Origin of the sequence: Nonomuraea sp. NPDC023979, assembly GCF_040639085.1 — a bacterium.
In the GTDB taxonomy this organism is placed as follows: domain Bacteria; phylum Actinomycetota; class Actinomycetes; order Streptosporangiales; family Streptosporangiaceae; genus Nonomuraea; species Nonomuraea ceibae.
The window spans coordinates 88,033-114,527 of sequence record NZ_JBEZZG010000031.1 but is presented as its reverse complement, the minus strand read 5'-3'; the positions used below and the strand labels follow the sequence as shown (position 1 = coordinate 114,527).

The 26,495-nt window shown below is 69.8% G+C and carries 23 protein-coding genes and 1 rRNA gene; 11 read left to right on the top strand and 13 right to left on the bottom strand.

The annotated features are described in order from the left end of the window. Positions 1–84, top strand: a 5S ribosomal RNA gene (gene rrf, locus AB0G11_RS38150); the annotation flags it as partial. A 789-nt stretch (positions 85–873) separates the two neighbouring features. Continuing rightward, the gene (locus AB0G11_RS38145) at positions 874–1,503 is read left to right on the top strand and encodes a hypothetical protein (protein WP_357591513.1); all 630 of its coding nucleotides are present in this window, start codon (positions 874–876) and stop codon (positions 1,501–1,503) included. A gap of 169 nt (positions 1,504–1,672) precedes the next feature. Here the strand turns inward: AB0G11_RS38145 and AB0G11_RS38140 are convergent, their stop codons facing one another. Beyond that, entirely contained in the window at positions 1,673–2,257 is a 585-nt protein-coding gene (locus AB0G11_RS38140) for a short chain dehydrogenase (protein ID WP_357591511.1), read from the bottom strand. 127 nt (positions 2,258–2,384) lie between these two features. Here AB0G11_RS38140 and AB0G11_RS38135 point away from each other — a divergent pair, with 127 nt between their 5' ends. Further along, positions 2,385–3,284, top strand: coding sequence for a helix-turn-helix transcriptional regulator (locus AB0G11_RS38135; protein ID WP_357591509.1), 900 nt, complete (start codon positions 2,385–2,387; stop codon positions 3,282–3,284). Positions 3,285–3,510: 226 nt separating this feature from the next. On the opposite strand, the gene AB0G11_RS38130 is transcribed toward AB0G11_RS38135, so the two are convergent. Further along, positions 3,511–4,275, bottom strand: coding sequence for a PhzF family phenazine biosynthesis protein (locus AB0G11_RS38130; RefSeq protein ID WP_357591507.1), 765 nt, complete (start codon positions 4,273–4,275; stop codon positions 3,511–3,513). Positions 4,276–4,441: 166 nt separating this feature from the next. Between AB0G11_RS38130 and AB0G11_RS38125 the strand changes: the two genes are divergently transcribed. After that, positions 4,442–4,825, top strand: coding sequence for a cell division protein SepF (locus AB0G11_RS38125; RefSeq protein WP_219518525.1), 384 nt, complete (start codon positions 4,442–4,444; stop codon positions 4,823–4,825). Positions 4,826–5,154: 329 nt separating this feature from the next. On the opposite strand, the gene AB0G11_RS38120 is transcribed toward AB0G11_RS38125, so the two are convergent. The 5 genes from AB0G11_RS38120 to AB0G11_RS38100 all read right to left on the bottom strand — a co-directional run bounded on the left by AB0G11_RS38120 (position 5,155) and on the right by AB0G11_RS38100 (position 12,305). Continuing rightward, complete coding sequence (locus AB0G11_RS38120; RefSeq protein ID WP_357591505.1) at positions 5,155–6,486, bottom strand: hypothetical protein; 1,332 nt, start codon at positions 6,484–6,486, stop codon at positions 5,155–5,157. Positions 6,487–6,606: 120 nt separating this feature from the next. Next, complete coding sequence (gene argS, locus AB0G11_RS38115) at positions 6,607–8,334, bottom strand: arginine--tRNA ligase (RefSeq protein ID WP_357591503.1); 1,728 nt, start codon at positions 8,332–8,334, stop codon at positions 6,607–6,609. Further along, on the bottom strand, positions 8,331–10,616 hold the full coding sequence (locus AB0G11_RS38110; RefSeq protein ID WP_357591502.1) for an HAD-IC family P-type ATPase: 2,286 nt from the start codon (positions 10,614–10,616) through the stop codon (positions 8,331–8,333). Before AB0G11_RS38110 ends, argS begins: the two co-directional genes overlap by 4 nt. A 38-nt stretch (positions 10,617–10,654) precedes the next feature. Beyond that, positions 10,655–11,674, bottom strand: a complete 1,020-nt coding sequence (gene plsX / locus AB0G11_RS38105; RefSeq protein WP_357591500.1) for a phosphate acyltransferase PlsX — start codon at positions 11,672–11,674, stop codon at positions 10,655–10,657. Positions 11,675–11,735: 61 nt separating this feature from the next. Next, positions 11,736–12,305 carry a DUF1707 domain-containing protein gene (locus AB0G11_RS38100; protein ID WP_308126229.1) on the bottom strand — a complete coding sequence of 190 codons (570 nt, stop codon included), beginning with the start codon at positions 12,303–12,305 and terminating at the stop codon, positions 11,736–11,738. A gap of 171 nt (positions 12,306–12,476) precedes the next feature. On the opposite strand from AB0G11_RS38100, the gene AB0G11_RS38095 reads away from it, so the two are divergent. Beyond that, positions 12,477–13,793: a lysine 2,3-aminomutase gene (locus AB0G11_RS38095; RefSeq protein ID WP_219518516.1), complete on the top strand. Its 1,317-nt coding sequence runs from the start codon at positions 12,477–12,479 to the stop codon at positions 13,791–13,793. Positions 13,794–14,198: 405 nt separating this feature from the next. Further along, positions 14,199–15,143 carry a hypothetical protein gene (locus AB0G11_RS38090; RefSeq protein ID WP_219518512.1) on the top strand — a complete coding sequence of 315 codons (945 nt, stop codon included), beginning with the start codon at positions 14,199–14,201 and terminating at the stop codon, positions 15,141–15,143. A 252-nt stretch (positions 15,144–15,395) separates the two neighbouring features. Here the strand turns inward: AB0G11_RS38090 and AB0G11_RS38085 are convergent, their stop codons facing one another. The 3 genes from AB0G11_RS38085 to AB0G11_RS38075 form a co-directional block, all read right to left on the bottom strand. Then, the gene (locus AB0G11_RS38085) at positions 15,396–15,551 is read right to left on the bottom strand and encodes a hypothetical protein (protein ID WP_219506210.1); all 156 of its coding nucleotides are present in this window, start codon (positions 15,549–15,551) and stop codon (positions 15,396–15,398) included. A 178-nt stretch (positions 15,552–15,729) separates the two neighbouring features. Continuing rightward, the gene (locus AB0G11_RS38080) at positions 15,730–16,596 is read right to left on the bottom strand and encodes an ABC transporter ATP-binding protein (protein WP_219506213.1); all 867 of its coding nucleotides are present in this window, start codon (positions 16,594–16,596) and stop codon (positions 15,730–15,732) included. Continuing rightward, entirely contained in the window at positions 16,589–17,524 is a 936-nt protein-coding gene (locus AB0G11_RS38075) for an ABC transporter permease (RefSeq protein ID WP_219506215.1), read from the bottom strand. Before AB0G11_RS38075 ends, AB0G11_RS38080 begins: the two co-directional genes overlap by 8 nt. A gap of 471 nt (positions 17,525–17,995) precedes the next feature. Here AB0G11_RS38075 and AB0G11_RS38070 point away from each other — a divergent pair, with 471 nt between their 5' ends. From AB0G11_RS38070 to AB0G11_RS38050, 5 genes are all read left to right on the top strand, one after another. Next, on the top strand, positions 17,996–19,636 hold the full coding sequence (locus AB0G11_RS38070; RefSeq protein ID WP_219506217.1) for an ABC transporter substrate-binding protein: 1,641 nt from the start codon (positions 17,996–17,998) through the stop codon (positions 19,634–19,636). A gap of 123 nt (positions 19,637–19,759) precedes the next feature. Then, the gene (locus AB0G11_RS38065) at positions 19,760–20,704 is read left to right on the top strand and encodes an ABC transporter permease (RefSeq protein WP_219506218.1); all 945 of its coding nucleotides are present in this window, start codon (positions 19,760–19,762) and stop codon (positions 20,702–20,704) included. Next, a complete protein-coding gene (locus AB0G11_RS38060) occupies positions 20,697–21,653 on the top strand; it encodes an ABC transporter permease (protein WP_219506220.1) in 957 nt (318 codons plus the stop codon). Before AB0G11_RS38065 ends, AB0G11_RS38060 begins: the two co-directional genes overlap by 8 nt. 12 nt (positions 21,654–21,665) lie before the next feature. Then, positions 21,666–22,703, top strand: a complete 1,038-nt coding sequence (locus AB0G11_RS38055; protein ID WP_308125795.1) for an ABC transporter ATP-binding protein — start codon at positions 21,666–21,668, stop codon at positions 22,701–22,703. Continuing rightward, positions 22,687–23,703, top strand: coding sequence for a dipeptide ABC transporter ATP-binding protein (locus AB0G11_RS38050; protein WP_219506222.1), 1,017 nt, complete (start codon positions 22,687–22,689; stop codon positions 23,701–23,703). The genes AB0G11_RS38055 and AB0G11_RS38050 overlap by 17 nt, the downstream gene beginning before the upstream one ends. Positions 23,704–23,716: 13 nt before the next feature. Here AB0G11_RS38050 and mycP read toward each other — a convergent pair whose 3' ends face one another. From mycP to AB0G11_RS38035, 3 genes are all read right to left on the bottom strand, one after another. Next, entirely contained in the window at positions 23,717–24,910 is a 1,194-nt protein-coding gene (gene mycP, locus AB0G11_RS38045; RefSeq protein WP_357591498.1) for a type VII secretion-associated serine protease mycosin, read from the bottom strand. Further along, positions 24,907–25,533, bottom strand: coding sequence for a hypothetical protein (locus AB0G11_RS38040; protein ID WP_219506225.1), 627 nt, complete (start codon positions 25,531–25,533; stop codon positions 24,907–24,909). Before AB0G11_RS38040 ends, mycP begins: the two co-directional genes overlap by 4 nt. Before the next feature lie 82 nt (positions 25,534–25,615). Beyond that, positions 25,616–26,422, bottom strand: coding sequence for an SAM-dependent chlorinase/fluorinase (locus AB0G11_RS38035; protein WP_357591496.1), 807 nt, complete (start codon positions 26,420–26,422; stop codon positions 25,616–25,618). Positions 26,423–26,495 lie beyond the last annotated feature (73 nt).

The following is a 26,495-nucleotide window of genomic DNA, read 5'->3' as shown; positions in this document are numbered from 1 at the left end:
TACATTCCGAACCCGGAAGTTAAGCTTCCCTGCGCCGATGGTACTGCACTCGGGAGGGTGTGGGAGAGTAGGTCACCGCCGGACAATCTTTCAGAGAAGGCCCCGACATTCAGTGTCGGGGCCTTCTCTGCGTTGTGTGGCGAAGTAGGCCCTCGGGGTGTCCCCGGGGGCCTTTTCTGCGTTCACGATAAGGCAGCTCAGGCCGTGCCGACGCGCGCCGGCCTTGTCTTCCAAGACAAGCAAGATTGAGCAGTCGCGGGCCTACATTCAGGAGCACCTGGCAAGCGCTGGAGCCCGGAGCGGATCGTCCAGAGCTTGCGCAGGGTCTTCCCTGATCGGCCGGATATGCATGTGTGCCACGAGACCGCCTACCAGGCGCTCCACGTTCAGGGTCGCGCGATGCGCAAGCGCGCTGTCTGGCCCAGCAGCGCCGGTCGGCTACTGCGTGCCCATGGTGATGATGAGCGAGCGACCCGCCGAGGTCGACGACCGCGCCGTACCCGGCCACTGGGAAAGCGACTGCATCCCTGGAAAGAACCAGGCCTCGGCCGTCGGCACTCTCGTCGAGCGCACCACGCGCTACGTGATGCTCGTCCACCTGCTCGGCTGGCTGGGACACGCCTGGGGAGCGCCTCGGGGAAGCTCGTGGCGCACCAGAGCCCGACATAGAAGAGGTAGGGGGCGGGTGGCGGGCATGGTCTGTAGGCGTCGGTCGGCGTCAGGGCTTTCTCGGCAAGTGACGACGTGACGACGTATGGACAGCTCTACCAGCACGGGGAGGCTATGCCTACCCGCGAGCTTCATGTTTGCCGTAGGGACACAGCAGCGCCCAGATGATCCACTGGTTGCCCTCCAACGAGAAGGGAACGGGACATGGAGCAGTGTGATCGGCGGGCTGCGATCGGAGCGGCGACCGCGCTGTTGGCGAGTGGCATGACCGTGATGGCGGGCAGCGAACCCGCCCGAGCGGAGTCGTCCGGCGAGGAGGCCCGAAAGTCGTTCCGGGTAGTGGACCGCCGAGGCCGACAGCGCTTCCTGGCGAGCTCAAGCAAACCTCCGGTGATCATTGGAGGTAAGACGTACCCCGCCGACCAACGTCAGGGGCCGGAAGGCACCTACCTGATTTTCAATGACGGCGACGGCAACGAGAAGGGAGGAATCGTTGCCTCCTCTGCCGGGGCCAGCCTCTCGCTCGACTACACCAACGCGCAGGCGATCACGATGGCCACCCGCTGGGAGGGCGTTCAGGGCGCAGCGCTGCTGGAGGTGAAGCACATGCCTGATCCAGCGCTCCCGATCGACCAGGTACCCGCCATGCCGCCTCGCGTCCAGCTCGGCTACAGCACTCCGGAAGGAGCTTTCCTGGTGCTCAGCGACTCGCGAGGACGCCCGAGGATCGTGCTGGAGATCGACGGCGACGACCAACCGGCGATCAAGGTGCTGGACTCCGAGGGCAAGGTAGTCGGCCGGCTTCCCGAAACGCCAACCGGGCGGCGTTCGTAGCCGGCATCCATGATGGCCCGGCCCAGGCATGATGCCTCGAGGCCGGTCAAAGCGTGCATGACGCTCGGCCGAGATATCCAGCCGAGCGTCTTACTGTGCTGCAGCAGCCAATTGTCGGTCGTGTGTTGCGACCCCCTGGAATTCGCCGGTCTCCAGGAGACGGGGAGCTTCAGGGGCTGATGACCTGGCCGTGGGCGGTGCCTTCGATGGTGTCCGCGTAGATGCGGGCCAGGTCGTGTGCCGGGATGCCGGCTGTGCCGTCCATGCCCAGGGCGAGGCTGGTCTCGCGTACCCAGCCGGGGCTGATGGCGTTGAGGCGGATGCCGTGCGGCATCTCCGGGGCGGCGGCGCGTACGAAGGACTCCAGGCCGGCGTTGACCAGGTGGCCGAGGGTGCTGCCCGGCAGGGGGTCGGGGATGCGTCCGCTGGTGAGCGTCACCGAGCCGCCGGGCCGCAGGTGCAGGGCGGCGCGGCGGACCAGGTTGACCTGGCCGATGAGCTTGCCGTCGAGGCCGCGCCAGTAGTCGGCGTCCGGCGGGGTGGCGAGTGGCGCCGGGGCGCCGGAGGCCGCGCAGCACACCACGGCGTCGACGTCGGGGACGGCGGCGAACAGGGCGTCGAGCGACGCGGGGTGGGTCAGGTCCACGCGCGCCGGGCCGCGGCGGGATGCCGGCACCACCTCGTGGTTCGCTGCCAGGAGGGCGGCGACCGCGCTTCCGATGGTGCCTGTCGCGCCGATCACGATGATTCTCACAGTTGTCTCCTCAGGCGGGTGGTTCGCATTCCAGCGTGGGGGCGGGCTGGTGGCCCAGGCAGAGGTCTGGTGTGGGTACATCTGGCAGGTGCAGGTTGGCGGGGGCGGGTGCCGGGATACTGGGAGTGTGGACGGGCGTGCGGATCTGGGGGAGTTTCTGCGGTCGAGGCGGGCGCGGTTGCGGCCGGGGGAGCTCGGGCTGCCGGTGTACGGGCGGCGGCGGGTGCCCGGGTTGCGCCGGGAGGAGCTGGCTCAGCTCGCTGGGGTGAGCGCGGGCTACTACACCCGGCTGGAGCAGGGGCAGAGTCCCAACGCCTCCGATGCCGTGCTGGACGCCGTAGCCCGGGTGCTGCGGCTGGACGACGACGAGCGGGGGTACCTCTACTCGCTGGCCAGGGCGAAGCCTCGGCCGCCGCGTCGGGCCGCCGAGGCGGAACGGGTGCGGCCGGGCGTCCGGGTGATGATCGAGTCGTTCCGGGACGTGCCTGCGCTGGTCATGGGGCGCTTCTGCGACATCCTGTGCTGGAACGCCACGGCGCACGCGCTGCTGGCCGGACACCTGGACTTCGACGCGCCGGACGACCCCGCCGGGCGGCCCAACGTGGCGGCCATGCTGTTCCTGGACCCGAGGCTGGGTGAGCTGTATGCGGACTGGGCGGGCAAGGCCCGCTCGACCGTCGCCGACCTCCGGCTGATCGCGGGACGGTATCCCGGCTCTCCCGAGCTGGCCGCGCTGGTCGACGAGCTCACCGTGGGCAGCGCCGAGTTCGCGGAGCTGTGGGCGGCGCATCCGGTGAGCGAGTGCGACACCAGGCCGCGGGTCTATCGGCATCCGACCGTGGGGACGATGGAGCTCAGCGCCGAGTTCATGACCCTGCCGGACGACGAGGGGCAGCGGGTGGCGGTGTTCAACGCCGCGCCCGGCTCGCCCTCCGAAGCAGCGCTCCGCCTCCTCGCCACCCGGAGCACGACGGTCGCCCGGACTGCGACGGCCGCCGGGATCACGACGGCCGCTCGGCGGTCCTGAGCGTGTCCGTACGGGCCGTAGGGCCCGTTACGGAGGCCCCGTAACCCTGGGTGCCGGCTCCGGAGGCGGGAGCCGTGTCTCAAGCGCTGGGAATCCCGGCGCCATCGGCGGCTCAAGGCTCAGTGACCTGCGGCTTTACCTTCATGATCAAATGTGATCAAATTGTGATCAGCGTCAGAGTGTGCACGTGGCCTGAGTGGGGCACATCCACGTGACTGATGAGGCCTCAGATGTGGAGGGTGCCGGTGACGACGGTGACAGCGTGTCCCGCGAGCTGGACGCGGTCGCCGTCGAGCGTCACCCGTACGACCCCGCCCCGTGCCGACAGTTGCGCGCCCGTCAGGGCGTCGCGGCCCAGCCGCGCCGTCCAGTACGGCGAGAGCGCGCAGTGCGCCGAGCCGGTCACCGGATCCTCGGGCACGCCGACGTTCGGGGCGAAGAAGCGCGAGACGAAATCGGTCGCCGAGCCGGCGGCCGTCACGATGACACCGCGCGCGTCGATCGCCGCCAATGCGGGGATGTCGGGCGTCAACGACCGCACGACTTCTTCGGATTCGAGCTCGACCAGCAGGTCGAGAGAGCTCCTGCCGACGCTCACCGGGGAAGCCCCGAGTGCTTTTTCCAAGCCGTCCGGAACTGTGGCGGGTGTCACTTCCTTGGCCGGAAAATCCATAGTGATCATGTTGTCCGGCATGCGATTCACGGTGAGCGGACCGCTCGCCGTGGCGAATTTCACCGGACCCGTCGCCGCGCCCGTCGAATACAAGACGTGGGCCGTGGCCAGGGTGGCGTGGCCGCACAGCGTGACCTCGACCTTCGGCGTGAACCAGCGCAGCGAATCGCCCAGCAGGAACGCCGTCTCCGACAGGTTCATCTCGGCCGCGACGGCCTGCATCCACTCGTCCGGAACTCGATCCTCCAGCAGGCACACGGCCGCGGGATTACCCTTGAATGCGGTGCTGGTGAAGGCATCGACGATGAACAGGCGCATGGCTCGATGCTATACGGGGCCGGATATCGGGGTGAAACCAGGACGCTAGCCGTACAAAATGGAATTAGTGCTGGGCGTGTCGCATGGCGAACGCGGAATCGTCGGTTACCGTCCAATGTGTCGGGACGTGCCGATTGCGGTGAGTTCCTGAGGAAAGGACAAGCCGATGGGGGCAGTGCGTAAGGTTGCGGGATACCTTGGCCTGGGCGGGATCGATCACTACGACGAGGGTTACGACGACGACGGGCAGTACGAAGAGGAGTACATGCCCGCGACGGAGCGGGCCGCGCGTAGGTGGCGGTCCACGATCGAGTCGTCGCGCATCGTGATGGTGCAGCCGCTCAAGTACAACGACGCACCGTTGATCGGCCAGTATTTCCGCGAGGGCCAGACGGTGATCATGGATGTGACGGGCATGGCGATGCCGGAGGCGACCCGGATGGTCGACTTCGCGGCCGGCCTGGCCTATGGCTGTGAAGGGCGGATCGAGCGCATCGCCGATCGGGTCTTCCTGCTGGCGCCCGCGCACGTGGAGATCGAGACGAGCTGAGCCCGGCTTCAGGGGAAGCCGGGGCGGCTCGCCTCCGCCGCCTTCTCGGGGGAGAAGGTGGCCACGCGCCTCGGGCGTCATGCCGTGGGGCCGGATGCTCAGCTCATGCGCCTCCGCCGTCTCGGGCGGGCGAGCAGGCGCTCACACGCCTCCATCCCCACTTTCGGGCACTCCTTCCGAGCCTAAGCGGGCGCTCGGCTCCGCCGGCTGCTCCGCGAGCAGGGTCCAGGAGCGAGAAGAGCCCAGAAGCGAGAAGGGCTCAGGCGCCTCCAGGGAGAAGAGACCAGGAGTGAGAAGGGCTCAGGCCCCTCCGACAAAAAGAGCCTGGGTCAGGCGGCTCGGGGGCCGCGGCGGATCAGGCGGGTGAGCTCGGCGCAGTCTTCACTGGCCTGCTTGGCACGCCCCTCCGCCTCGTGCGCGTAGGCGTGCAGTGCCCACACGGCCCCGTCGGCCAGCTCCTTGAGCTCGGCGACCTGGGAGGCCACCCAGCGGGCGTCGGCCTCGGCGGCCTTGCGCCGCCGCCAGAGCAGCCAGGCCGCCGCGCCGAGCAGGCCGGCGCCCGCCACAGCGAGCAGCGGCGGCCCGAGCACCGCGCCGGCGAAGCACGCCAGCCCGGCCAGGACCAGCAATGCGACGTCCCACGGGCGGCGGCGCGGGGTGGTGCCGGCACTGACGATGGCGGCCTCGGCGGCGGCCATCGAGCTCTCGTCCGGCCCTTCAGGGTGCAGCTTGATGTGGTGGCCGAGCAGCGCGACGGTGACCGTGGCGGGCGGCTCCAGGCGGGTGTCGGCCTCCAGCTCCTCGGCGACGCCGCGCAGGATCGGGCCGGCCACGTGCAGGGCGATCGCCGCCAGGTGCGGGTCGGCGCCGGGGCGCAGGTCGTCGAGCAGGTGGGAGCTGAGCGAGGCCATCGGGCCGGGCGGTCCGCCCAGGCCGATGAGGGTGCGCAGGACGGCCAGCGGCTCGTCCTCCTGCCAGGCCGCGGCAGGGCTGGCGTCGGAGTTGGTGAGCGGCGTCGACGCGCTCTGCCCGGCCTGCGGGGTGGAGGTGATCTCCGCGCAGCGGGCGCGCAGCCGGTCGAGCCGGGCGGCGGCCTGGGCGGGCCGGGCCAGCTCGGGGATCTCGGCCATCTCCGGGAAGTCGACGAGCGAGGCGGGCACCACGACCGAGGGTTCGCCGGGCACGAGGGCCTGGGTCCACTGCGACGGGTCGGCGTGCTCCTGGACGGCGAGTGCGTCGAGCTTGCGCAGCACGAAGATCTTGCCTGCCGGGCCGTAGGCGCCGCGGGCGGCGGCGAGCCAGAGCGAGCGCTGGCCGTGGCTGACGGGCTGGTCGAGTGACAGGTCGCCGAACGCGGTGCCGAGCCAGGAGGCGTGGATGCGGCTGCCGTGGCCGGCCACGGCGAGCGCCAGGCACAGGAAGAGCGCGGTCTGCTGCTGGTCGCGGCCGGCGGCCTTGCTCAGCGGCTCCAGCGGGTCGTCGCCGGCCAGGATCGCCACCAGCGCCTCGACGGCGGGCGGCAGCCAGTTGCCCGGGATGTCGGCGAAGCCGGGCGGGGCAGGGGGCGCGGAGCCGTTGGCCGCCAGGTGGGCCAGCAGCGCCTCGGCGTAGCGGCGCAGCTCCGCCGCTGTCTGGGGGCTCGCAGTCAGGTCCGTGCTCAAGGCAGAGAACTCCCCCATTTCGGCCTCAGTTCATGACCGCGTAAAGCCTAACCGTTGGAGCGCGCCTTCGAGGTGGAGGCGCGCCCCAACGGAACAGGGGTCTTTCGCGCTAACCGCCTGTTACATGCGCTCGGGGACGGGGACGCCGAGCAGGTCGAGGCCGGTTTCGAGGACGCGCAGCGTCAGCGCGCACAGCGCGAGCCGGTGCGCCCGGATCTGCGGGTCGACGCCCGGCTTGACGACCGGGCACTCCTCGTAGAAGCCGCTGAACAGCTTGGCGGCCTCGAACAGGAAGGTGGACAGCCGGTGCGGCTCGGAGTGCTCGGCCACCTGCTCGACGATCTGGCCGAAGCCGAGCAGGTGCATCACCAGCGCGCGCTCGGCCGGCTCGGCGGGCACGATGCCGGCGGTGGCCTGCGACGGCTCCAGCTCGGCCCTGCGGAAGATGGAGCGGATCCGGGCCGTGGCGTACTGCATGTACGGGCCGGTGTTGCCGTGGAACTCCAGCATCCGGTCGAAGTCGAAGACGTACTCGGTGTCGTGGCTGACCGAGAGGTCGGCGTACTTCACCGCGCCCATGCCGACGTCGTTGGCGATCTCCCGGCGGGTCGCCTCGTCGTACTCGCGGTCGGCGAGCTTCTGCTGGGCCCGGTCGACGGCCTCTTCGAGCAGGGCGATCAGCTTGACCGACTCGCCCGAGCGGGTCTTGAACCGGCGCCCGTCCTTGCCCAGCATCATGCCGATCTGCACGTGCTCGGCCGAGACGGTGTCGGGCAGCCAGCCGGCCATCCGGGCGGAGGCGAACACCATCCGGAAGTGCAGCGCCTGGTCGGCGCCGACGACGTAGAGGATCCGGTCGGCCTTGAGGTCGTGGACCCGGTAGCGGATCGCGGCCATGTCGGTGGAGGCGTAACCGTAGCCGCCGTCGCTCTTCCTGATGATGAGCGGCAGCGGCTTGTCGTCGGAGCCGGTGAAGCCCGGCGGGAACAGGCAGAGCGCGCCCTCGCTCATCACCGCCGTGCCCGCGTCCTCCAGGTCGCGGCAGGTCTTCTCCAGCATCGGGTTGTACATGCTCTCGCCGGCGATGTCGGCGTCGGTGAGCGTGACACCGAGCAGGTCGTAGATCTTGTTGAAGTAGCGGACGGTGGCGTCCATGAAGACGTGCCAGAGCCGCATCGTCTCGGGGTCGCCCGACTGCAGCGTGGTCACCCGGGCGCGGGCCCGCGACTTGAACGCCTCGTCGTTGTCGAACTTGACCCGGGCCGCCTGGTAGTACTCGGTGCCCTGGCCGGCTTCGAGCTGCTGGACCGCGGCCTCCTCGCCGATGTCGAGCAGGTGCTCGATGAGCATGCCGAACGGGGTGCCCCAGTCGCCCAGGTGGTTCTGCCGGATCACCTGGTTGCCGAGGTGCTCGTGCACGCGGGCCAGCGAGTCGCCGACGATCGTGGTGCGCAGGTGGCCGACGTGCATCTCCTTGGCCGCGTTGGGCGCGGAGTAGTCGATGACGATGGTCTGGGCCGGGGCGATCGTGCCCACGCCGGTGCGCGGGTCGGCGGCCATGCGGTTGACCTCGGACTCGATCCAGGAGTCGTCGAGGGTGATGTTGAGGAAGCCGGGGCCGCTGACCTCGACCGTGCCGGGGAAGTCGGACAGCTCTGCCCTGATCGCCTCGGCGACCTCCCGCGGGGACCGTCGCAGGCGCTTGGCCAGGCTCATCGCGACGTTCGCCTGGAAGTCGGCGAACTGGGAGGGCCGGATCAGCGGGTCTGCGTCGGCGTGCTCCGCACCGAACGCGGCGGCCAGCGCCTGCTGGACGCGCTCGGTGAGCACTAGCTGCGGGTCGGTCATGTCCTAAGGGTACCGGTGGCCTTGAGCACGGCGCTGAGCGCGGCGGCCGCCGCGACGGAGACGCCGACGGCGATCAGATCGGCCCGTACGCCGCCCGGTTCGAGCGTGAACAGCTCGCGTACGGCGGGGATGGCCAGGGCCAGTGCGAACAGCCCGGCCATCGCGGCGACCAGCACGATCCGGCCCCGGGTGAGCGGCCTGGCGACGAGCACGAGCACCCACCAGGTGGTCAGGAACAGGGCGAGCACGGCCGAGGTGCGGTCCTGCTCCAGCGAGCCGGTGGCCGCCGCCGCGTAGGCGGCCAGCACGGCGAGGGCGCAGAACACCCCGGCGGGCACGGCGAAGCGCAGCACTCTCGGGACGAACCCGGGCTTGGCCCGCTCCAACGTGGGCGCCAGCGCCAGGAAGAGCGCCGGGATGCCGATCGTGAGCGCGTTGACCAGCGTCGAGTGGCGGGGGGTGAAGGGGAACATCATCCCGGCCACGCCGGTGGTGAGCGCCAGCACGATGGCGAAGAACGTCTTGGTCAGGAAAAGTCCTGACACGCGTTCGATGTTGGCGAGCACCCGGCGCCCCTCGCCGACCACGTGCGGCAGCGTGGCGAACGTGTTGTCGAGCAGCACCACCTGGGCGACCGCCTTGGTGGCCGGGCTGCCCGCGCCCATCGCGATGCCGAGGTCGGCGCCCTTGAGCGCCAGCACGTCGTTGACGCCGTCGCCGGTCATGGCCACGGTGTGGCCGCGGGCCTGCAGCGCGCCGACGAACAGGCGTTTCTGCTGCGGGGTGACGCGGCCGAAGACGGTGTTGGCGTCGAGCGTCTCGGCCAGCTCGTCCGGGTCGTCGGGCAGCGTGCGGGCGTCGACCGCGCGCTCGCCGCCCGGGATGCCCAGGTCGACGGCGATCGCGGAGACCGCCGCCGGGCTGTCGCCGGAGATCACCTTGACGGTGACGCCCTGCTTGTCGAAGTAGCGCAGGGTCTCCCGCGCGTCGGGCCTGATCCGCTGCTTGAGCGTCACCAGTGCGACGGGCTCGACCTCGGGTGTGCCGCTTTCCGGGAGTTTGTCCGTACGGCACAGCGCCAGCACGCGGGCACCGGTGGCGCTCAGCCCGGCGGCTCGCGCGTACCCCTCCTCGCCGTCGGAGAGCAGGACGTCGGGGGCGCCGAGGACCCAGACGCCGTGCGGTCCGAAGTCGGCGCCGCTCCACTTGCGGGCGGAGGAGAACGGGACGGCGGCGCGCGCCCGCCAGGGCGCGGCCGGGTGGCGCTCCAGGATGGCCCGGGCGGTGGCGTTGGGACGGGGGTCGGCGGCGGCCAGCGCGGCGAGCGCGTCACCGACCGGCTCGCCATCGCGCAGCGGCAGGACCTGGTCCAGCTCCATGCCGCCGGCGGTGAGCGTGCCGGTCTTGTCCAGGCAGAGCACGTCGACCCTGGCCAGGCCCTCGATCGCGGGCAGCTCCTGGACCAGGCAGCGGCGCCGGCCGAGCCGTACGACGCCGATGGCGAAGGCGATCGAGGTCATCAGCACGAGCCCTTCGGGGATCATGGTGACGATGCCCGCGACGGCGCCGGTGATGGCGGTGCCGAAGTCGACGGAGTGGCGCAGCTGGCTGTACATGAGCAGCGCGCCGATCGGGATGACCAGCCAGGTGACGTAACGGATGAACTTCTTGATGCCGTCACGCAGCTCGGAGTGCGACAGGTGGAACCTGGCCGCCTCCTCGGCCAGCCGCACGGCGTAGGCGTCGGTGCCGACGGCGGTGGCGGTGAACGCGCCGGTGCCGGCCACGGCGAAGCTGCCCGACAGCACCCGGTCGCCGGGCCGTTTGAGCACCGGGTCGGCCTCGCCGGTCAGCAGCGACTCGTCGACCTCCAGCCCGGCGGACTCGACCACCTCGCCGTCGACCAGCAGGTTGTCGCCGGGGGAGAGCAGGACGAGGTCGCCGAGCACCACCCGGTCAGGGGCGATCTCCTGCTCGCGGCCGTCGCGGCGGACCGTGACCGGGCTCTGGCTGACGACGGCCAGCCGGTCGAGGGTGCGTTTGGCGCGCAGCTCCTGCACGACGCCGACGAGCACGTTGGCCAGCATGATCAGGCCGAACACGCTGTCCTGCCACTCGCCGAAGATCAGGATCAGCAGCCATAAGACGCCGATGACCAGGTTGAAGAGCGTGCAGAAGTTCGCCCGTACGATCGCGGCGAGCGACCTGCTCGACCGTTTGGGCACGTGGTTGGGCTTCGCCGCGGCCACCTGCGCAGCCGTCAGCCCTTGCCCCGTTGTCACGACAGCTCCCCCCGCCATCCCCCTGGCCCTGCCACACCCTAGCGCGACCTGTGGGACCGGCCGGCGTGCGCGATCCGCTCGCCGATCTTGGTCACCAGGCCGCCTTCGGACAGGTCGGCGGCCAGCCGGCAGGCCGCGCTGATGCCCGCGGCCCGGGAGGAGCCGTGCGCGATGACCACGGTGCCGTTGAGGCCGAGCAGCACCGCGCCGCCGTGGGCCTCGGCGTCGAGCCGCCGGCTCAGCTCGCGCAGCCGGTTGCGCTGCATGAGCGCGCCCAGCCTGGCCACCGGGCTGTCGCCGATGGACTGCCTGAGCTCGTCGAAGGCGTAGCGGACCGCGCCTTCCATGGTCTTGAGCGCGACGTTGCCGGTGAAGCCGTCGGTGGTGATCACGTCGGCCTTGCCGGTCAGCAGGTCGTAGCCCTCGACGTTGCCGGCGAAGTGCAGGCCGGGCGCGGCCTCCAGCAGCTCGTGGGCGCGGCGGACGAGCTTGTTGCCCTTGCCCGCCTCGCTGCCGATCGTCAGCAGGCCGACCCGGGGCTGTTCGACGCCGTGGGCCAGCTCGGCGTAGGCGGCGCCCAGGTGGCCGAACTGCACCAGCGCTTCCGGTTTGACCTCGGCGTTCGCGCCGGCGTCGAGGAGCACGGTGGGGTGCGGCAGGGTGGGCAGGGCGACGGCGATGGCCGGGCGCAGCACGCCCTGCTGGGCCTTGAGCCGGAGCTTGCCGGTGGCCACGATGCCCGCGGTCGAGCCGGCCGACACGACAGCCGACACGTCGCCGCGCCGCAGCAGGTGGCAGGCGACGGCGATGCTGGAGCGGGGGCGGCGCAGGCTGGCCAGCGCGCCCTCGTCCATCGCCAGCGCCTCCTCGGCGCGCACGATGGGCAGCTCGTTGGTGGCGCCGTGGTCGGCCAGCGACTCGTAGAGCACGCGCGGCGCGCCGACCAGCACGACCTGCAGCCCCCGCTCACGCACCGCGTGGACGGCGCCGGCCACGATCTCGTGCGGCGCGTGGTCGCCGCCCATGGCGTCGACCGCGATCGGCCTGCTGTCGGACAATGGTCACCTCGTACGGCATGTCTTCACAGGCCACTACCAGGTTAACCGGTCAGTAGTCGCACTATGCGTCGCCGTGCAGGTTCCAGTCCGTGACGGTGCGGGCGACGATGACCTTGCCGAACGTGACCCGCCCGGTGATCCTGATGACCGGGCCGTCGCCGCCGGAGCCGCCCGACACCTGGCGCTTGGCGAACACCGCGCCGACCTCGTCGATGACCTGGGCGTTCGGCGGCACCCTGACGATCGTCTTGGCGCAGAAGGCGCTGACGGAGACGGTGATCTCGCGGCCGGGGAGCACGGCCTGCGACAGGTCGACGATGAGGGCGCCGAAGGTGGCGGCCAGGTGGGTGTGGCGGGAGGCGATCCAGCGGCCGCGCTTGATCACCTTGCTGAACACGGCGCTGACCTGCTGGTGCTCCACGGTGGCCGGGGCGCCGCCCGAGGCGGGGGTCTGGGGGAGGTCCTTGGTGTGGGGGACGAGCTCGCCGACGGTCTTGGCGGTGTAGATGGCTTCGAGCCGGTCGGCGTGCTCGACGCTGGTGAGTCGTCCACTGGCGAACGCCTCGCCGAGCACCGTGGCCGCGCGGTCACGGTCGGCGTCGGAGGCGCGCATCGTCGGGTCGTCGGTCACGCCCGCCAGTCTAGGTCAGAACGCGATATGTCGCGAGAAGAAGTCTCCAGAGAAACTTGGAGCCCACGCGGAACCGTAGCCCCGGCATGCCGCGTCCCGATATAAGAGCGTTAGACGCGCGACGGAGGCATCAGGTTTACACGATCGAACAAAAAAGATGGGAACGGCCTAGTGATCTTGAACCAAGCAGGAACCCGACGCTTCAAGGCGTACACGTCCAAGCACCTCGACGACCTCCTGCTGCGAGCCGGGCTCGACGACGAGGAGCGGCTCAGGGTACGCGCCGTGGCCACGGTGCTCCCCTTCCGGACCAACGCCTACGTCGTGGATGAACTCATAGATTGGTCGGCAGCGCCCGACGACCCCATGTACCGCCTGGTCTTCCCGCAGGAGGACATGCTGCCCGCGGCCGACGTGGCCCGGCTGGCGGACCTGCTCAAGGCCGAGGCGCCCAACGCGGAGATCCAGGCCGAGGCCAACCGCGTGCGCGCGCAGCTCAACCCGCACCCCGCCGGGCAGAAGGAGCTCAACGTCCCCCGCATCGGGGACGAGCCGGTGCCGGGGATGCAGCACAAGTATCCGGAGACGGTGCTCTTCTTCCCCAAGCAGGGGCAGACCTGCCACGCGTACTGCACCTACTGCTTCCGGTGGGCCCAGTTCGTCGGCGACGCCGACCTGAAGTTCGCCTCGGACGACATCGACCAGATGGTCGGCTACATCCGCCGGCACCCGGAGGTCACCAGCGTCCTGATCACCGGCGGCGACGCCATGATCATGGGCGAGCCGGTGATCCGGCGTTACATCGAGCCGCTGCTGGAGCTCGACCAGCTTGAATCCGTCAGGATCGGCACCAAGGCGCTGGCGTACTGGCCGCAGCGCTTCGTCACCGACCCCGACGCCGACGCCACGCTCGGCCTGTTCGAGCAGGTGGTGGAGTCGGGCAAGAACCTCGCCTTCATGGCCCACTTCTCGCACCCGCGCGAGCTGGAGTCACCGCTGGTGGAGTCGGCGGTCAAGCGCATCCTCGGCAGCGGGGCCACGATCAGGACCCAGGCGCCGCTCATCCGGTCCATCAACGACGACCCGCACATCTGGTCGTACATGTGGCGGCGGCAGCTCCGGATGGGGATGATCCCCTACTACATGTTCATCGAGCGGGACACCGGCCCGCAGGACTACTTCGCGGTGCCGCTCGCGCGGGCGTACGAGGTCTTCAGGGACGCCTATGCCGGCGTCTCCGGGCTCTGCCGGACGGTCCGGGGGCCCTCGATGTCGGCGACGCCGGGCAAAGTGTGCGTCGACGGAGTCACGGAGATCGACGGGCAGCGCGTGTTCGTCCTCCACTTCATCCAGGCTCGCGATCCCGGCCTGGTCGGGCGGCCGTTCTTCGCCCGGTACGACCCCACCGCGGTGTGGCTGACGGATCTGCGTCCGGCATTCGCCGACCGTTTTCCGTTCGAGGCTGAGCAGGCCCTGCTGACGGTCTGACCGGTTCAAGCGCGTCTACCGCAACCGGAAAATCTGCGCCCCCGGCCCCTGGCATTTCGTTTTGACGATGATGCCGGCGGGCCGTGCGGGCGCACTTCCTTGTCCCGGGAATATCCGAAATCGCCTCCTGGTATTTCCCGCTTTGTCCGGCCGCGCATTACCTTTCCGCCGCTCGGTAACTTACCCACAAAGCCCGTGTCACGCGGGCTTCCAGCAGCTGCCCCGGGCTCGTACGGGGTGATAGAACTGCGTTAGTAGCTCAGCCGGGACGTCGCGCTTCGTGTGGTGCCCATAGCGCGGACGACTCGGCATTCGGGGGTTATCGATTCGCATTATTCGCTGCATTCGAGAGCGATCGATCAACGAGCCGGGAAGGCAATCATGAAACGCGCAATCAAGACGGCCGTGGCTGTCACATCATTCGGGCTTGCGGCGGCGCTGGCCCCGCCGGTGCACGCCGACGTCCAGGAGCTCGGTCACCGGGCCGCCCCCCAGGCCGACGAGCCGGGCGGCAAGGGCGGCGGGCCGCTGGGCGGCCTGCTCAGCCCGGTCACCGGCCTGCTGGGCGGCCTGCTCGGGGGCGGCGGGGGCCTGCTGGGCGGCGGCAAGAAGTCCGCGCCCGCCGAGAAGTACGAAGGCCAGGCCGAGCCCCGGGGCCCGATCGGCCCCAACTCCTACGAGGACGCCACCCGCTGGTCGGAGCCGCGGCCCGAGCTGGCCCCCAGGGTCGCCGGCCTGCCGCTGCTCGGCGGCCTCGGCAAGGGCCTGCCGCTGGCCGGCGGCCTCCCGCTGGGCGGCGTCGTGCCCGGCGCCTCCCGCCTGGCCGTGCCGCAGAACGCGAAGGTCAAGCCCAACGTCGACGGCACCCTGCACGGCGCGTTCGCGTCGGTGGCCGACCTGGTCGAGGGCTCCCTGAGCGGGGCCATGGCCAAGCTGTCGACCACCCGCCTGCTGCCCGGCGGCACCACCAGCGTCGTCGACGCGAGCAACACCACCACGGACACGCTCAACGGCACCACGCAGGGGCTGGAGAACCTGTCGCTGGAGAGCACCATGGCCGGCCTGGGCGCGGCCGCCAAGCACGCGCTGCCCCACGCCTCGCGCGGCGAGCTGTCGCCGCTCATCGGCCACCTGACCCCCGCCGAGGCCGCGCCGCTCATCGAGTCGCTGCCCGGCACCACCCAGATCGCGGCGGTCGACGAGGTGTCGCCGCTTGTCGAGGACGTCTCCAACGTCCTGTCGACCAACGGCACCAAGGCCACCGGGTCCTACAACGAGACCATCACCTCCCTGGGCTGGTCCACCGCCGCCCTCACCCGCCACGCGGCCGACGCCTGGCCCACGAACTGACACCCCGCGTGGTCGCGGCGGGAGTCTTCCTTGAGGTGCCGACCCCGCGTCTGCGGCCCGCCTGAGACCTTCTCGAACGCCCCTTGAGATGCCGGGGCCCGTTCGGAGGCTCATCCCCGCCGGGGTGTCACCCCGGCCCCGGCTCGCCGGAGCCGCCGCCACTGCAGGGCGGCGGCGCCCGCGGAGCCGCTCGTCAAAGGCCGCCGGCCCCTTCACCGGGCCGGCGGCCTTTTCGTGTGCGCGTGTGTGTGGTCAGGGCAGGCGCACGCCGGTGCGGCGGGCGATCTGCGCCTGCAGCCGGGCCATCTGCCAGTGCAACTCGAGCAGCTGCTCGACCAGCTGCGTCTTGGGTATCTCGGACACATCCTCGGTGGCCAGGTGGTCGATCGCGGCCGAGAGCTCACCCATCGCGCCCCCCACTCCATCGCCGTCAACAGCTCGAACCGACGTTCGAATCCTATCGGACCGGCCGTCTCGCTGTCAGTCTCTTGCCTCACGTGTCACGGCGCTTTTCGTACACACGAGCGATCGCGGGCATGCCGACGGCACCCTCCGGAGGGAGGGCGCACGGGCGGGAGGGCGGGCGTCAGCCCTTGGTGTAGGCGGCGAGGACCTCTTTGGGGTCGCCGTCCATCTTGATCTTGCCCTTGTGCAGCCAGATGACGCGGTTGCAGGTCTGCTCGATGACCCGCAGGTCGTGGGCGACGAGGAAGACGGTGCCGGCGGACTCGCGGATCTGCCGGATGCGCTGCTCGCTCTTCTTGCGGAACTCGCGGTCGCCCGTCGCCAGGGCCTCGTCGATGAGGAGCACGTCGTGCGTCTTGGCCGAGGAGATGGCGAAGCGCAGGCGGGCGCCCATGCCGGAGGAGTAGGTGGACATCGGGAGCTGGACGAACTCATCGATGCCGGAGAAGTCGACGATCTCCTGGTACTTCTCGCGCACCTCGGCCGGCGACATGCCCATGGCGTAGCAGCCGAGCACGATGTTGCGCTCACCGGTCAGCTCGCGCATGAGGGCCGCGTTGACGCCCAGCAGCGACGGCTGGCCGTCGGTGTAGACGGCCCCGGAGTGCGGGGGCAGCAGGCCGGCGATGGCGCGCAGCAGCGTGGACTTGCCGGAGCCGTTGCGGCCCACGATCCCGATGGCGTCGCCGTGGTAGGCCACGAAGGTGACGCCTTTGACGGCGTGCACCTCCTTCATCTGCGGCCGGCCCTGACGCTTGAGGATGCGCGTGAGGGCGTTGACCGCGTTGCCCTTCTCGTTGTCCGACGCCGCGCCGTAGACCCGGTAGATGATGTGCAGGTCGTCGACGATGACCGTCGGCGTCCCGGTGGGTGCGTCCAAGGGGCCCTTGGTCGCGGGCTCCGGGTTGGGGTGCACCCTCACGTCCTTGCCGGGGACGGCGGGCTCCTCGCCCTTCACCTTTGACAGCTCCTTGGTCAGCTCAGCCACGCCCGTACCTCTCCTCGGCTCGCCAGAAGTACCAGAAGCCGAATCCGAGTGCGAACACTGCCCAGAATACGCAAGACGCCCAGACCATCGTCGGGGGGTGGTGCCCGTAGTCGGGGTTGTAGGTCGTGATCATGATCTCGCGCATCCACTCGATGAAGGAAGCGGCCGGGTTGAGGTACATCGCGGTGGCGACCCACTCGGGCAGCTTGGCGACGTTGACGACCTTGTCGTGGATGGCGAAGAAGACGCCGGAGGCGTAGAGCCAGGTGCGGGTGATGAAGGGCAGCAACTGGTTGAGGTCGCGCATGGAGGCGCCGAGCCGGGCGATGATCAGCGCCGCGCCGATGTTGAACATCGTCTGCAGCAGCAGCACCACGGGGATCATCAGCCAGGCCCAGGTCGGGAACTCACCGGTGGCCACCACGATGACGGCCAGCACGCCCATGGAGATCGCGAGCTGTTGCAGCTCCTGGATCGTGTAGGCGAGCGGCAACGTGGCCCTGGGGAAGTGCAGGGCGCGGATCATCGACAGGTTGCCGGAGATCGACTTGGCGCCCGCGGTCACCGTGCGCTGGGTGAAGGTGAAGACGAACATCCCGGTGATGAGGAACGCCGGGTAGTTCTCGATGTTGCCCTTGCCGCCCAGGATGAGGCCGAACATCACGTAGTAGATGCCGGCGTTGAGCAGCGGGGTCAGCACCTGCCACAGCTGGCCCAGCGCCGAGTTGGAGTACTTCGAGACGTTACGCGAGGTCGCGTAGGTCATGACGAAGTGACGCCGCTCCCACAGCTGGCGCATGTATACGGGAAACCTCGGCCGCGCGATGGCACGGCGAAGACCGTATCTCTCGGCGAGCTTGGCCAGCGGCTCCTGCCCGCTTCGGCCGCCCGCCTGGGCGTCCGCGACAGCGGATTCCGGCTGGCTCATGGCAAGGACTCTATTGGATCCGGGTCGTTGGGGTGGCTGCCACGGGGACTGTGGCCGACTGTTGGACGGTCGTCCCGGGTGCCCGGTTCCAAGGCACCGTCAAGACTCGCTCAACCGTAGCTCAGCTAGAACGACTCTGCCCGGAACGGCGCGAGCACTGTTTGGTAGGAGGTATTTTTCATCAACTGTTCACGTCCACTCCTGTGCTCACATGACCGTTTCATGACCTTTGTCGCGGCGTGCGTTGTATGGGTGTGACGTGGGATAGGCGCACGTGTGACCGAACTGCAACGCGCCAGAGACTCCCTGGTGGCAAGTAGTAAGGGATAGTCGCGATCGACTGGCAGGGCGTCGGCTGGTTTGACCAGGTCAGCCAAACCCGGGGGATTACAAGGAACCCCCCGTCAGGCTGCTCACGATCATCGCAGCTCAGCGCTTACGCCCACTTGTAGAGGGAGGAAGTTTTTCACCATGCGTGTTACTCGAGGCGCACGAATCGTCGCCGGTACCGCGCTGCTCGCTCTCGCGGTCGCCGCGTGTGGCGGCGGCGCCACTCCGTCCGGCGGAGACCCCACTGCGGGCGGCGGGGAGACGCCGGTCCGCATGGAGCTGGGCGAGCCGCAGAACCTGCTGGTCCCCTCCAACACCACGGAGTCCGAGGGCGCCGAGCTCCTCGCGGCCGTCTTCGAGCCCCTGGTGAACTACGACGAGAACAAGCAGGCCGTCGAGGCCGCTGCCGAGTCGATCACCACCGAGGACAACATCACCTGGACGATCAAGCTCAAGCCGGGCTACACCTGGCACAACGGTGAGCCGGTCGTCGCGCAGAACTACGTCGACGCGTGGAACTACGCCGCCAACCAGGACAACGCCCAGGGCGCCGGCTACTTCTTCGGCCGTGTCGACGGCTACAGCGACCTCGCCCCCGGTGAGGGCAAGGAAGTCACGACCAAGGAGATGAAGGGTCTCAAGGTCGTCGACGACACCACCTTCACGGTGACGCTGGCAGCGCCGTTCTCGCAGTTCAAGGTGATGCTCGGCTACACCGCGTTCTACCCCCTGCCCAAGGCGGCCTTCGGCCCCGACGGCAAGGTCACCGACGCCTTCGGCGAGCAGCCGATCGGCCAGGGCCTGTTCAAGCTGGACAAGCCCTACAAGAAGGGCACCGACCAGACGGTCGACCTGACGGTGTACGACAAGTACCCCGGCACCAAGCCGACCGGCTGGACCAAGCTGCAGTTCAAGCTCTACAACAGCTCCGAGACGGCCTACAACGACCTCCAGGCCGACAACGTGGACATCCACGACTCGCTGCCCGCGTCGGCGATCGCCAGCGCCAAGACCGCGCTCGGCGACCGTTACCAGGACCAGCCCGACGCCGGCATCGGCTACGTCGGCTTCCCCCTGAAGTACAACGACGAGTACAAGGACATCAAGGTCCGCGAGGCCATCTCCATGGCCATCGACCGGAAGACCATCGCCGAGACGGTCTTCTCCGGCACCCGCGCCCCGGCCGACGACTTCATCAACCCGGCCATCGCGGGCTACCGCCAGGGCGCCTGCGCGGCCTGCACGTACGACCCGGGCAAGGCCAAGGAGCAGTACGCCGCGGCCAACGGCCCGAAGAAGCTGGAGCTCGGCTACAACTCCGACGGTGGCCACAAGGAGTGGATCGAGGCCGTCGCCAACAACCTCCGCGCCAACCTCGGCGTCGAGGTGACGGTCAAGCCGTTCGAGAAGTTCGCGGCGATCCTGGACGACCTGGACGCCAAGAAGTACAAGGGCATGTTCCGGATGGGCTGGGCGATCGACTACCCGTCCGCCGAGAACTACCTGACGCCGATCTTCTCCACCGGCGCCATGACCACCGGCTCCAACTACTCGGGCTACTCCAGCAAGGAGTTCGACGAGCTGGTGGCCAAGGGTGACCAGGCGCCGACGGCCGAAGAGGGCCTGAAGTTCTACCAGCAGGCGGATGACGTCCTGATCAAGGATCTCCCCTACATTCCGGTGTACTTCTACCGGAACAATTCCGGGTACTCAACCAAGGTCAAGAACGTCAAGATCAACCTTCTTAACCAGGTCGAGTGGGCCGACGTCCAGAAGGCCTGACGTTGATCCAGGGGTGGGCGGCGCGCTCGTCCACCCCTTGAGAGCCCGCCTCGAAGGCAGTCGCTTGGGCCGTTTTACCCCAGGTTCCCAGGGACTGCCTTCAGGCATGTACGGGAGGCTTGTATGGGCCGTTATGTCATCAGGCGCCTGATCCAGGCGATACCAGTCCTGCTGGGCGCCACCCTGTTCATCTTCGCCATCGTCTTCGCACTTCCCGGTGACCCCGTGGAAGCGCTGGCCGGCGAGAAGCGCCAGGACCCGGCCATCTTGGCCGTCATCCGGGAGCAGTACCACCTGAACGATCCGCTTCTGGTGCAGTACTGGCACTACATCACCGGGATCATCTTCGAAGGCGACTTCGGCAAGACCTTCGCCGGGGTCCCCGTGACCGAGCTGCTGGCCGGCAAGCTCCAGGTCACGCTGAACCTCGCGCTGGTGGCGCTCACCCTCGAGGCCATCATCGGCGTCGTGCTCGGTCTTTGGGCGGCGCTGCGTCGCGGGCGGGCCACCGACACCGCGATCCTGGCCTCGACCCTGCTGCTCATCTCCGTGCCGACCCTGGTCACCGGATTCGTGCTGCAGCTCTGGCTGGGCGTCTGGCTCAAGCAGGCCGTGGGCACCGAGATCTTCCCGATCGCGGGCGCCACCCAGGGTCTGAAGTCGTACCTGCTGCCCGGGTTCGTCCTGGCCGGCACGTCGATCGCCTACCTGACCCGGCTCACCAGGACGAGCCTCGTCGAGACGCTGAGATCCGACTACATCCGCACGGCCACCGCCAAGGGCATGTCCAGGCGCCGGGTCGTCGGCAGGCACGGGTTGCGCAACGCGCTCATCCCGATGGTCACCTATCTGGGCGCCGACCTCGGCGCGCTGATGGGTGGCGCGGTCATCACCGAGACGATCTTCAACCTGCCGGGCATCGGCAAGCAGCTCTACGATGGCGTCTACCTGCGAGAGCAGCCGATCGTCGTAGGTATCGTGACAATCCTGGTGTTGGTGTACATCGTGGCGAACCTCATCGTCGACATGCTGTACGCCGTGCTCGACCCGAGGATCCGCTATGAGTGACACACCAAGCCCGGACACCCAGACGCTGACGGCGGACCAGGCCAAGCCGGCGCCGCCGCCCCCGGTCAAGCACCGCAAGAAGGAAGCCCGGTCGGCCAGCCTGTGGAGCGACGCCTGGCACGACCTGCGCCGCAGGCCGATGTTCATCTTCTCGCTGGTCCTCATCGCGATCCTGCTGGTCATGTCCTTCTGGCCGTCGCTGTTCACCTCGATCGACCCGTTCGACGCCCGCACCTGCGAGCTGTCGACGGCCCGTCAGGGACCGAGCCCCGGCCACCTGTTCGGCCGCGACAACCTCGGCTGCGACGTGTTCGCCAGGACCATCTACGGCGCCAAGAACTCGATCATCATCGGTGTCGCCACCATGGCCATCACCGCGATCGTGGGCGGGCTGCTCGGTCTCATCGCCGGCACCCGGGGCGGCATCACCGACACGATCACCTCCCGCATCACCGAGGTCTTCTTCGCGATCCCGTCCATCCTGGGCGCGCTGCTCATCACGGCGACCTTCCGGGACGCCGAGCTGGGCATCTGGATCGTGGTCTTCGCCCTGTCGATCATCGCCTGGCCGATGACGTTCCGCATCATGCGGGCCGCCGTCATCACCGCCAGGAGCCAGGACTTCGTCATGGCGGCGCGGGCGCTGGGCGCGAGCCAGAGCCGGATCATGTTCAAGCACCTGCTGCCGAACGCGGTCGCCCCGGTGATCGTCGTGGCCACCATCAACCTCGGCGGGTTCATCGCGGCCGAGGCCGCGCTGTCCTTCCTCGGGGTCGGCGTGCAGTCGCCCGACATCTCGTGGGGTCTGATGATCGCCGACGCGCGCAGCCGGTTCCTGGAGGCGCCGCTGCCGCTGGTGTTCCCCGCGGTGTTCCTGAGCATCACCGTGCTCGCGTTCATCATGCTGGGCGACGCCGTGCGCGACGCGCTCGACCCGAAGCTCAGGTAGGAGGGGGGATAAGTGAGAAAGACATCGCTGGACACGTTGCTCGCCGAGGGAGGGCGCAGCAACGAGCCGCTGCTCGCGGTCGACAACCTGCACGTGGAGTTCGCCACGCGCGCGGGCCTCGTGCGGGCCGTCAACGGGGTGAGCTACTCGCTCAACCCCGGTGAGACGGTCGCCGTGCTGGGTGAGTCGGGTTCGGGCAAGTCCGTGACCGCCCAGGCGATCATGGGCATCCTCGACATGCCGCCGGCCCGGATCCCCAAGGGGGAGATCCGTTTCCACGGCACCGACCTGCTGAGACTGTCGGAGGAGGCGCGTACCCAGGTGCGCGGCCAGCGCATCGCGATGATCTTCCAGGACGCGCTCTCCGCGCTCAACCCGGTGTTCACCGTGGGCTGGCAGATCAGCGAGATGTTCCGGGTGCACCGCGGCATGTCCAAGCGCGACGGCATGAAGAAGGCCGTCGAGCTCATGGACAAGGTCCGCATCCCCGCCGCCAAGCAGCGCGTCAACGACTACCCGCACCAGTTCTCCGGGGGCATGCGGCAGCGCATCATGATCGCCATGTCGATCGCGCTGGACCCCGAGGTGCTGATCGCCGACGAGCCGACGACCGCGCTCGACGTGACGGTCCAGGCCCAGATCATGGAGCTGCTCGCCGAGCTGCAGCGCGAGAGCAACATGGGCATGATCCTGATCACGCACGACCTCGGCGTCGTCGCCGACGTCGCCGACAAGATCGCGGTCATGTACGGCGGGCGCATCGTCGAGAACGCCACCGTGCACGAGATCTACAAGTCCCCGGCCCACCCCTACACCAAGGGGCTGCTGGAGTCGATCCCCCGGGTCGACCTCAAGGGCCAGGAGCTCTACGCGATCAAGGGCCTGCCGCCCAACCTGCTCGACATGCCGACCGGCTGCGCCTTCCACCCGCGGTGCCCGTACCGCCAGGACAACTGCGTGACCGACGTCCCCCCGCTGCACGAGATCAGCGGTACGCGCAACAGCGCCTGCCACTACTGGAGGGAGGTCCTCGATGGCGACCAAAGGTGAGCGCATCCTCGAGGTCCGCGATCTGGTGAAGCATTTTCCCCTGACCCAGGGGATCATGTTCAAGAAGCAGATCGGCGCGATCAAGGCCGTCGACGGGGTCTCGTTCGATCTCGACAGGGGCGAGACGCTGGGCATCGTGGGCGAGTCCGGGTGCGGCAAGTCCACGCTGGCCAAGGTGCTGATGGCGCTGGAGCGGCCGACGTCCGGCTCGGTGAAGATCAACGGCCGGGACATCGCCAAGGCCAGGGGCGCCGAGCTCAAGCGGATGCGGCGCAACATCCAGATGGTGATGCAGGACCCGTACACCTCGCTGAACCCCCGGATGACGGTCGGCGACATCATCGGCGAGCCGTACGACATCCACACCGAGGTCGCGCCCAAGGGCGACCGGGCCCGCAGGGTGCAGGAGCTGCTGGAGGTCGTGGGCCTCAACCCCGACCACATCAACCGCTACCCGCACCAGTTCTCGGGCGGTCAGCGGCAGCGCATCGGCATCGCCCGCGGGCTGGCGCTCCAGCCGGAGATCATCGTCTGTGACGAGCCGGTCTCGGCGCTGGACGTGTCGATCCAGGCGCAGGTGATCAACCTGCTGGAGCGGCTGCAGAACGAGTTCAACCTGGCCTACATCTTCATCGCGCACGACCTGTCGGTGGTGCGCCACATCTCCGACCGGGTCGCGGTGATGTACCTGGGCAAGGTCGTGGAGATCGGCAAGGACGTCGACATCTACGACAAGCCCGCGCATCCCTACGCGCAGGCGCTGCTGTCGGCCGTGCCGGTGCCCGACCCCGAGGGTCGGGAGCAGCGCGAGCGGATCATCCTCCAGGGTGACCCGCCGTCGCCGGCCAACCCGCCGTCCGGCTGCCGGTTCCGCACCCGGTGCTGGAAGGCGCAGGAGATCTGCGCGACCGAGGAGCCGCTGCTGCAGATCCGGCCGGGGACCACGCACGAGAGCGCGTGCCACTTCGCCGAGACGCACGACGTGGTGCACGTGAGCTAGGCGCACTCCGCCTTCAGAGGCCCTCCGCGGACCGGTCCGCGGAGGGCCTCGCGCGTCTGCGGTGGCGCACGACGACGCGGGCGGCCAGGACGCAGGCGAGCACGAGCAGGCCCGCCACCACCGGCGTGCGCGACCAGGGCCGCTCGGGCGGCGGCAGGCCCGCGCCGAAGTGGGCGCCGGGGATCGGCGGCGGCGGGGCCGGGCCGGCCAGCCGGGCCGCCTGGCGCAGGGCCAGGGCCGCGTTGACCACGCCGTGGCCGTAGGAGCGGTCGTAGCCGCCGTCGGGCCGCCTGCGGGTGCCCGCCTCGATCGCCCGGCGCACCTGGAAGGGTGACAGCTCCGGGTGGGCCGCCCTGATCAGCGCCGCGATGCCCGCCACCAGGGCCGCCGCCGAGCTGGTGCCGTCGCCCACCACGTACGAGCCGGACGGGCCGGCGGTGACGATGCCGGTGCCGGGGGCGACGACCGACAGGTAGTCGCGGCGGTTGGAGAAGGGCGCGGGGCGGAGCCTGCGGTCGACCGCGCCGACGGCGATCACGCCGGGGTAGGCGGCGGGGAAGTTCTTCCTGTTGGCGCCCTCGCCGTCGTTGCCGGCCGAGGCGACCAGCACCGCCCCCTTGGAGACGGCGTACTGCACGGCCTCCTCCTCGGCGGCCGAGCCCTCCCAGGCGCCGCTGCCGCCGCCCAGCGACATGCTGATGACGTCGGCGCCCTGGTCGACGGCGTAGCGGATGCCCCGGGCGAGCGCGTCCCTGCCGCCGCCGCGCTGCTTCTCGCGCATCGGGTCGGAGCTCTCCAGCGTGACGCGGACCGACAGCACCCGGGCCGCCGGGGCCACGCCGAGCACGCCCTGGCTGCGGCCGTCGCCGTGGCCACGCCCGGCGATCAGGCTGGCCATCGCCGTGCCGTGGTGGCCCCACAGGCCCGCCCGCCTGCCGACGCCGGTCAGGTCGGGGCCCTGCCGCACCGCGCCTGCCAGGTCGGGGTGGGCGCGTACGCCGGTGTCGAGGACGGCGACGAGCACGCCCTCGCCCCTGCTGGAGCGCCACGCCTCCGGCAGCCGCAGCGCGTCGAGCTGCCACTGCCGGGCCCGTGCCGCGACGGCCAGCTCGTCGGCGGGGCTGAGCGCCGCGCCACCCGCGGGTAACGCGGCCACCCCGACCAGGAGCAGCAGCGGCATGAACGGCAGCAGCAGGGATCGGATCACCGGGTGAGGCTCCGGTGCAGCGTGGTGGCGAGCTGGAGGGCGATGCCGCGTAAGCGGGCGGTGGCCGGGTCGCCGGGGCGGTAGGGCCTGCCGTCGGCGTGCCCGGCGGCCGTGGCCACCAGGTAGCGCTCGTGGGTGGAGATCAGCGCGCCGGTGAAGTACTGGCGTTCGCCGAACCGTTCGGCGGGGCCGCCGGGGAAGGCGACGGGCCGGACGGTGGGCGGTCGCTGGCCCATGACGGTGGAGGCGGCGGCCGCGATCGGGGCGCGCTGCCGCGCGAGCACCGCGATGCCGACGGTGGCGACGAACGTGGACGTGCTGTCGGCGTAGGTGGCGCGCAGCGCCGTGACGCAGGCGGGCAGGGCGAGGACGGCGCCCGGCTGGAAGGCGGCCGGGCAGGGCGCCTCGGGCGCGACGCCGGTCAGGACGTAGGTGACCCGGGCGCCCGAGGGGCTGGTGCCGGCCACGGCCGGGGGGAAGACGCGCGTTACCGGCCAGGAGCGCCAGCGATCGGGAACGGGCGGTCCGGCAGTGGGCCAGGCCGCGGTCAGCAGGGCGAGCAGGGCAACGGACAGGTAGTACACGTCGACCTCGGAGGGAGGAGGCGCCGAACTGCCCTGCATTCTGACACGCGGCCGACGATTCGATGTGATGCTTCGGTAAACGGTCCGATACGCGGAGTAATTCCGTTCTGCGGCTTTCGTACTAGCTGACGGGGGCGAGCCGGACATGCGCTCCCGGAGGCAGTCCCAGCCGCTGGGCCGCGTCGCCCGAGTTCACCGCGAACGCGATCAGCCCCGCCGAGTCCGCGAACGCCACCAGCTCCCCGGGCGGCACCGCCGCGTACGTCTCCCGGTACGGCATCGACAGCCGGCGCCGCCCCAGCCACACCCCCACCGTGCCGCCGACCCGCAGCCCCAGCGCCTCCAGGTCGCCCGCCGGGATCGAGAGCTGCGCGTTGCCGTAGCGGTCGACCGAGACCACCTCGCCCTCCACCGCGCCGCCGCGCACCACCGAGGTCGGCTCCGGCAGCGAGATCAGCCGGTCGAGCGGCACCTCCGGCCCCAGGTCGGCCGGCCGCAGCCCGCCGCACAGCCGCGCCGCCACCGGCGCGAACACGTCACGCCCGTGGAAGGTGGGCGACACCGGGTGCAGGAAGTGCTCGTCGTTGCTGATCTCGTACGCCGCCGACGCGCCGCCGTTCGCGGCCACCGCCCACGACAGCAGCCCGTTGTCCGGCCCGATGAACACCCGGCCGCCCGCCTCGATCGCCACCGGCCGCCGCACCCCGCCGCCGCCCGGATCCACCGCGCCGATGTGCACACCCTGGGGCACGTACGGGATCGTCTGGGCGAGAATCGCCGCGCCACGCCGTACATCGCCGGAAGGAACCAGGTGACACACGTCGATCACCCGGACCTCCGGGGCGATGCCCGCGATCACGCCATGACACGCCGCGACATAGCCGTCTTCGAGGCCGTAGTCGGTGAGAAGTGTGATGACTGAGGTCACACTTGGTGACTGTACGTCTCCCAATCCGCCGTGAACAGCCGCACTCGGCACATTACGATGGCCACGGGCCGCG

Bases quoted from the DNA above. Each gene is read 5' to 3' on its own strand.
- AB0G11_RS38050 (WP_219506222.1), top strand. From the start codon at position 22,687: ATGGCGACCAAAGGTGAGCGCATCCTCGAGGTCCGCGATCTGGTGAAG.
- AB0G11_RS38060 (WP_219506220.1), top strand. From the start codon at position 20,697: ATGAGTGACACACCAAGCCCGGACACCCAGACGCTGACGGCGGACCAG.
- AB0G11_RS38065 (WP_219506218.1), top strand. From the start codon at position 19,760: ATGGGCCGTTATGTCATCAGGCGCCTGATCCAGGCGATACCAGTCCTG.
- AB0G11_RS38085 (WP_219506210.1), bottom strand. From the start codon at position 15,551: ATGGGTGAGCTCTCGGCCGCGATCGACCACCTGGCCACCGAGGATGTG.
- argS (WP_357591503.1), bottom strand. From the start codon at position 8,334: ATGACCGACCCGCAGCTAGTGCTCACCGAGCGCGTCCAGCAGGCGCTG.
- AB0G11_RS38070 (WP_219506217.1), top strand. From the start codon at position 17,996: ATGCGTGTTACTCGAGGCGCACGAATCGTCGCCGGTACCGCGCTGCTC.
- AB0G11_RS38125 (WP_219518525.1), top strand. From the start codon at position 4,442: ATGGGGGCAGTGCGTAAGGTTGCGGGATACCTTGGCCTGGGCGGGATC.
- AB0G11_RS38040 (WP_219506225.1), bottom strand. From the start codon at position 25,533: ATGCAGGGCAGTTCGGCGCCTCCTCCCTCCGAGGTCGACGTGTACTAC.
- AB0G11_RS38075 (WP_219506215.1), bottom strand. From the start codon at position 17,524: ATGAGCCAGCCGGAATCCGCTGTCGCGGACGCCCAGGCGGGCGGCCGA.
- AB0G11_RS38145 (WP_357591513.1), top strand. From the start codon at position 874: ATGGAGCAGTGTGATCGGCGGGCTGCGATCGGAGCGGCGACCGCGCTG.
- AB0G11_RS38130 (WP_357591507.1), bottom strand. From the start codon at position 4,275: ATGCGCCTGTTCATCGTCGATGCCTTCACCAGCACCGCATTCAAGGGT.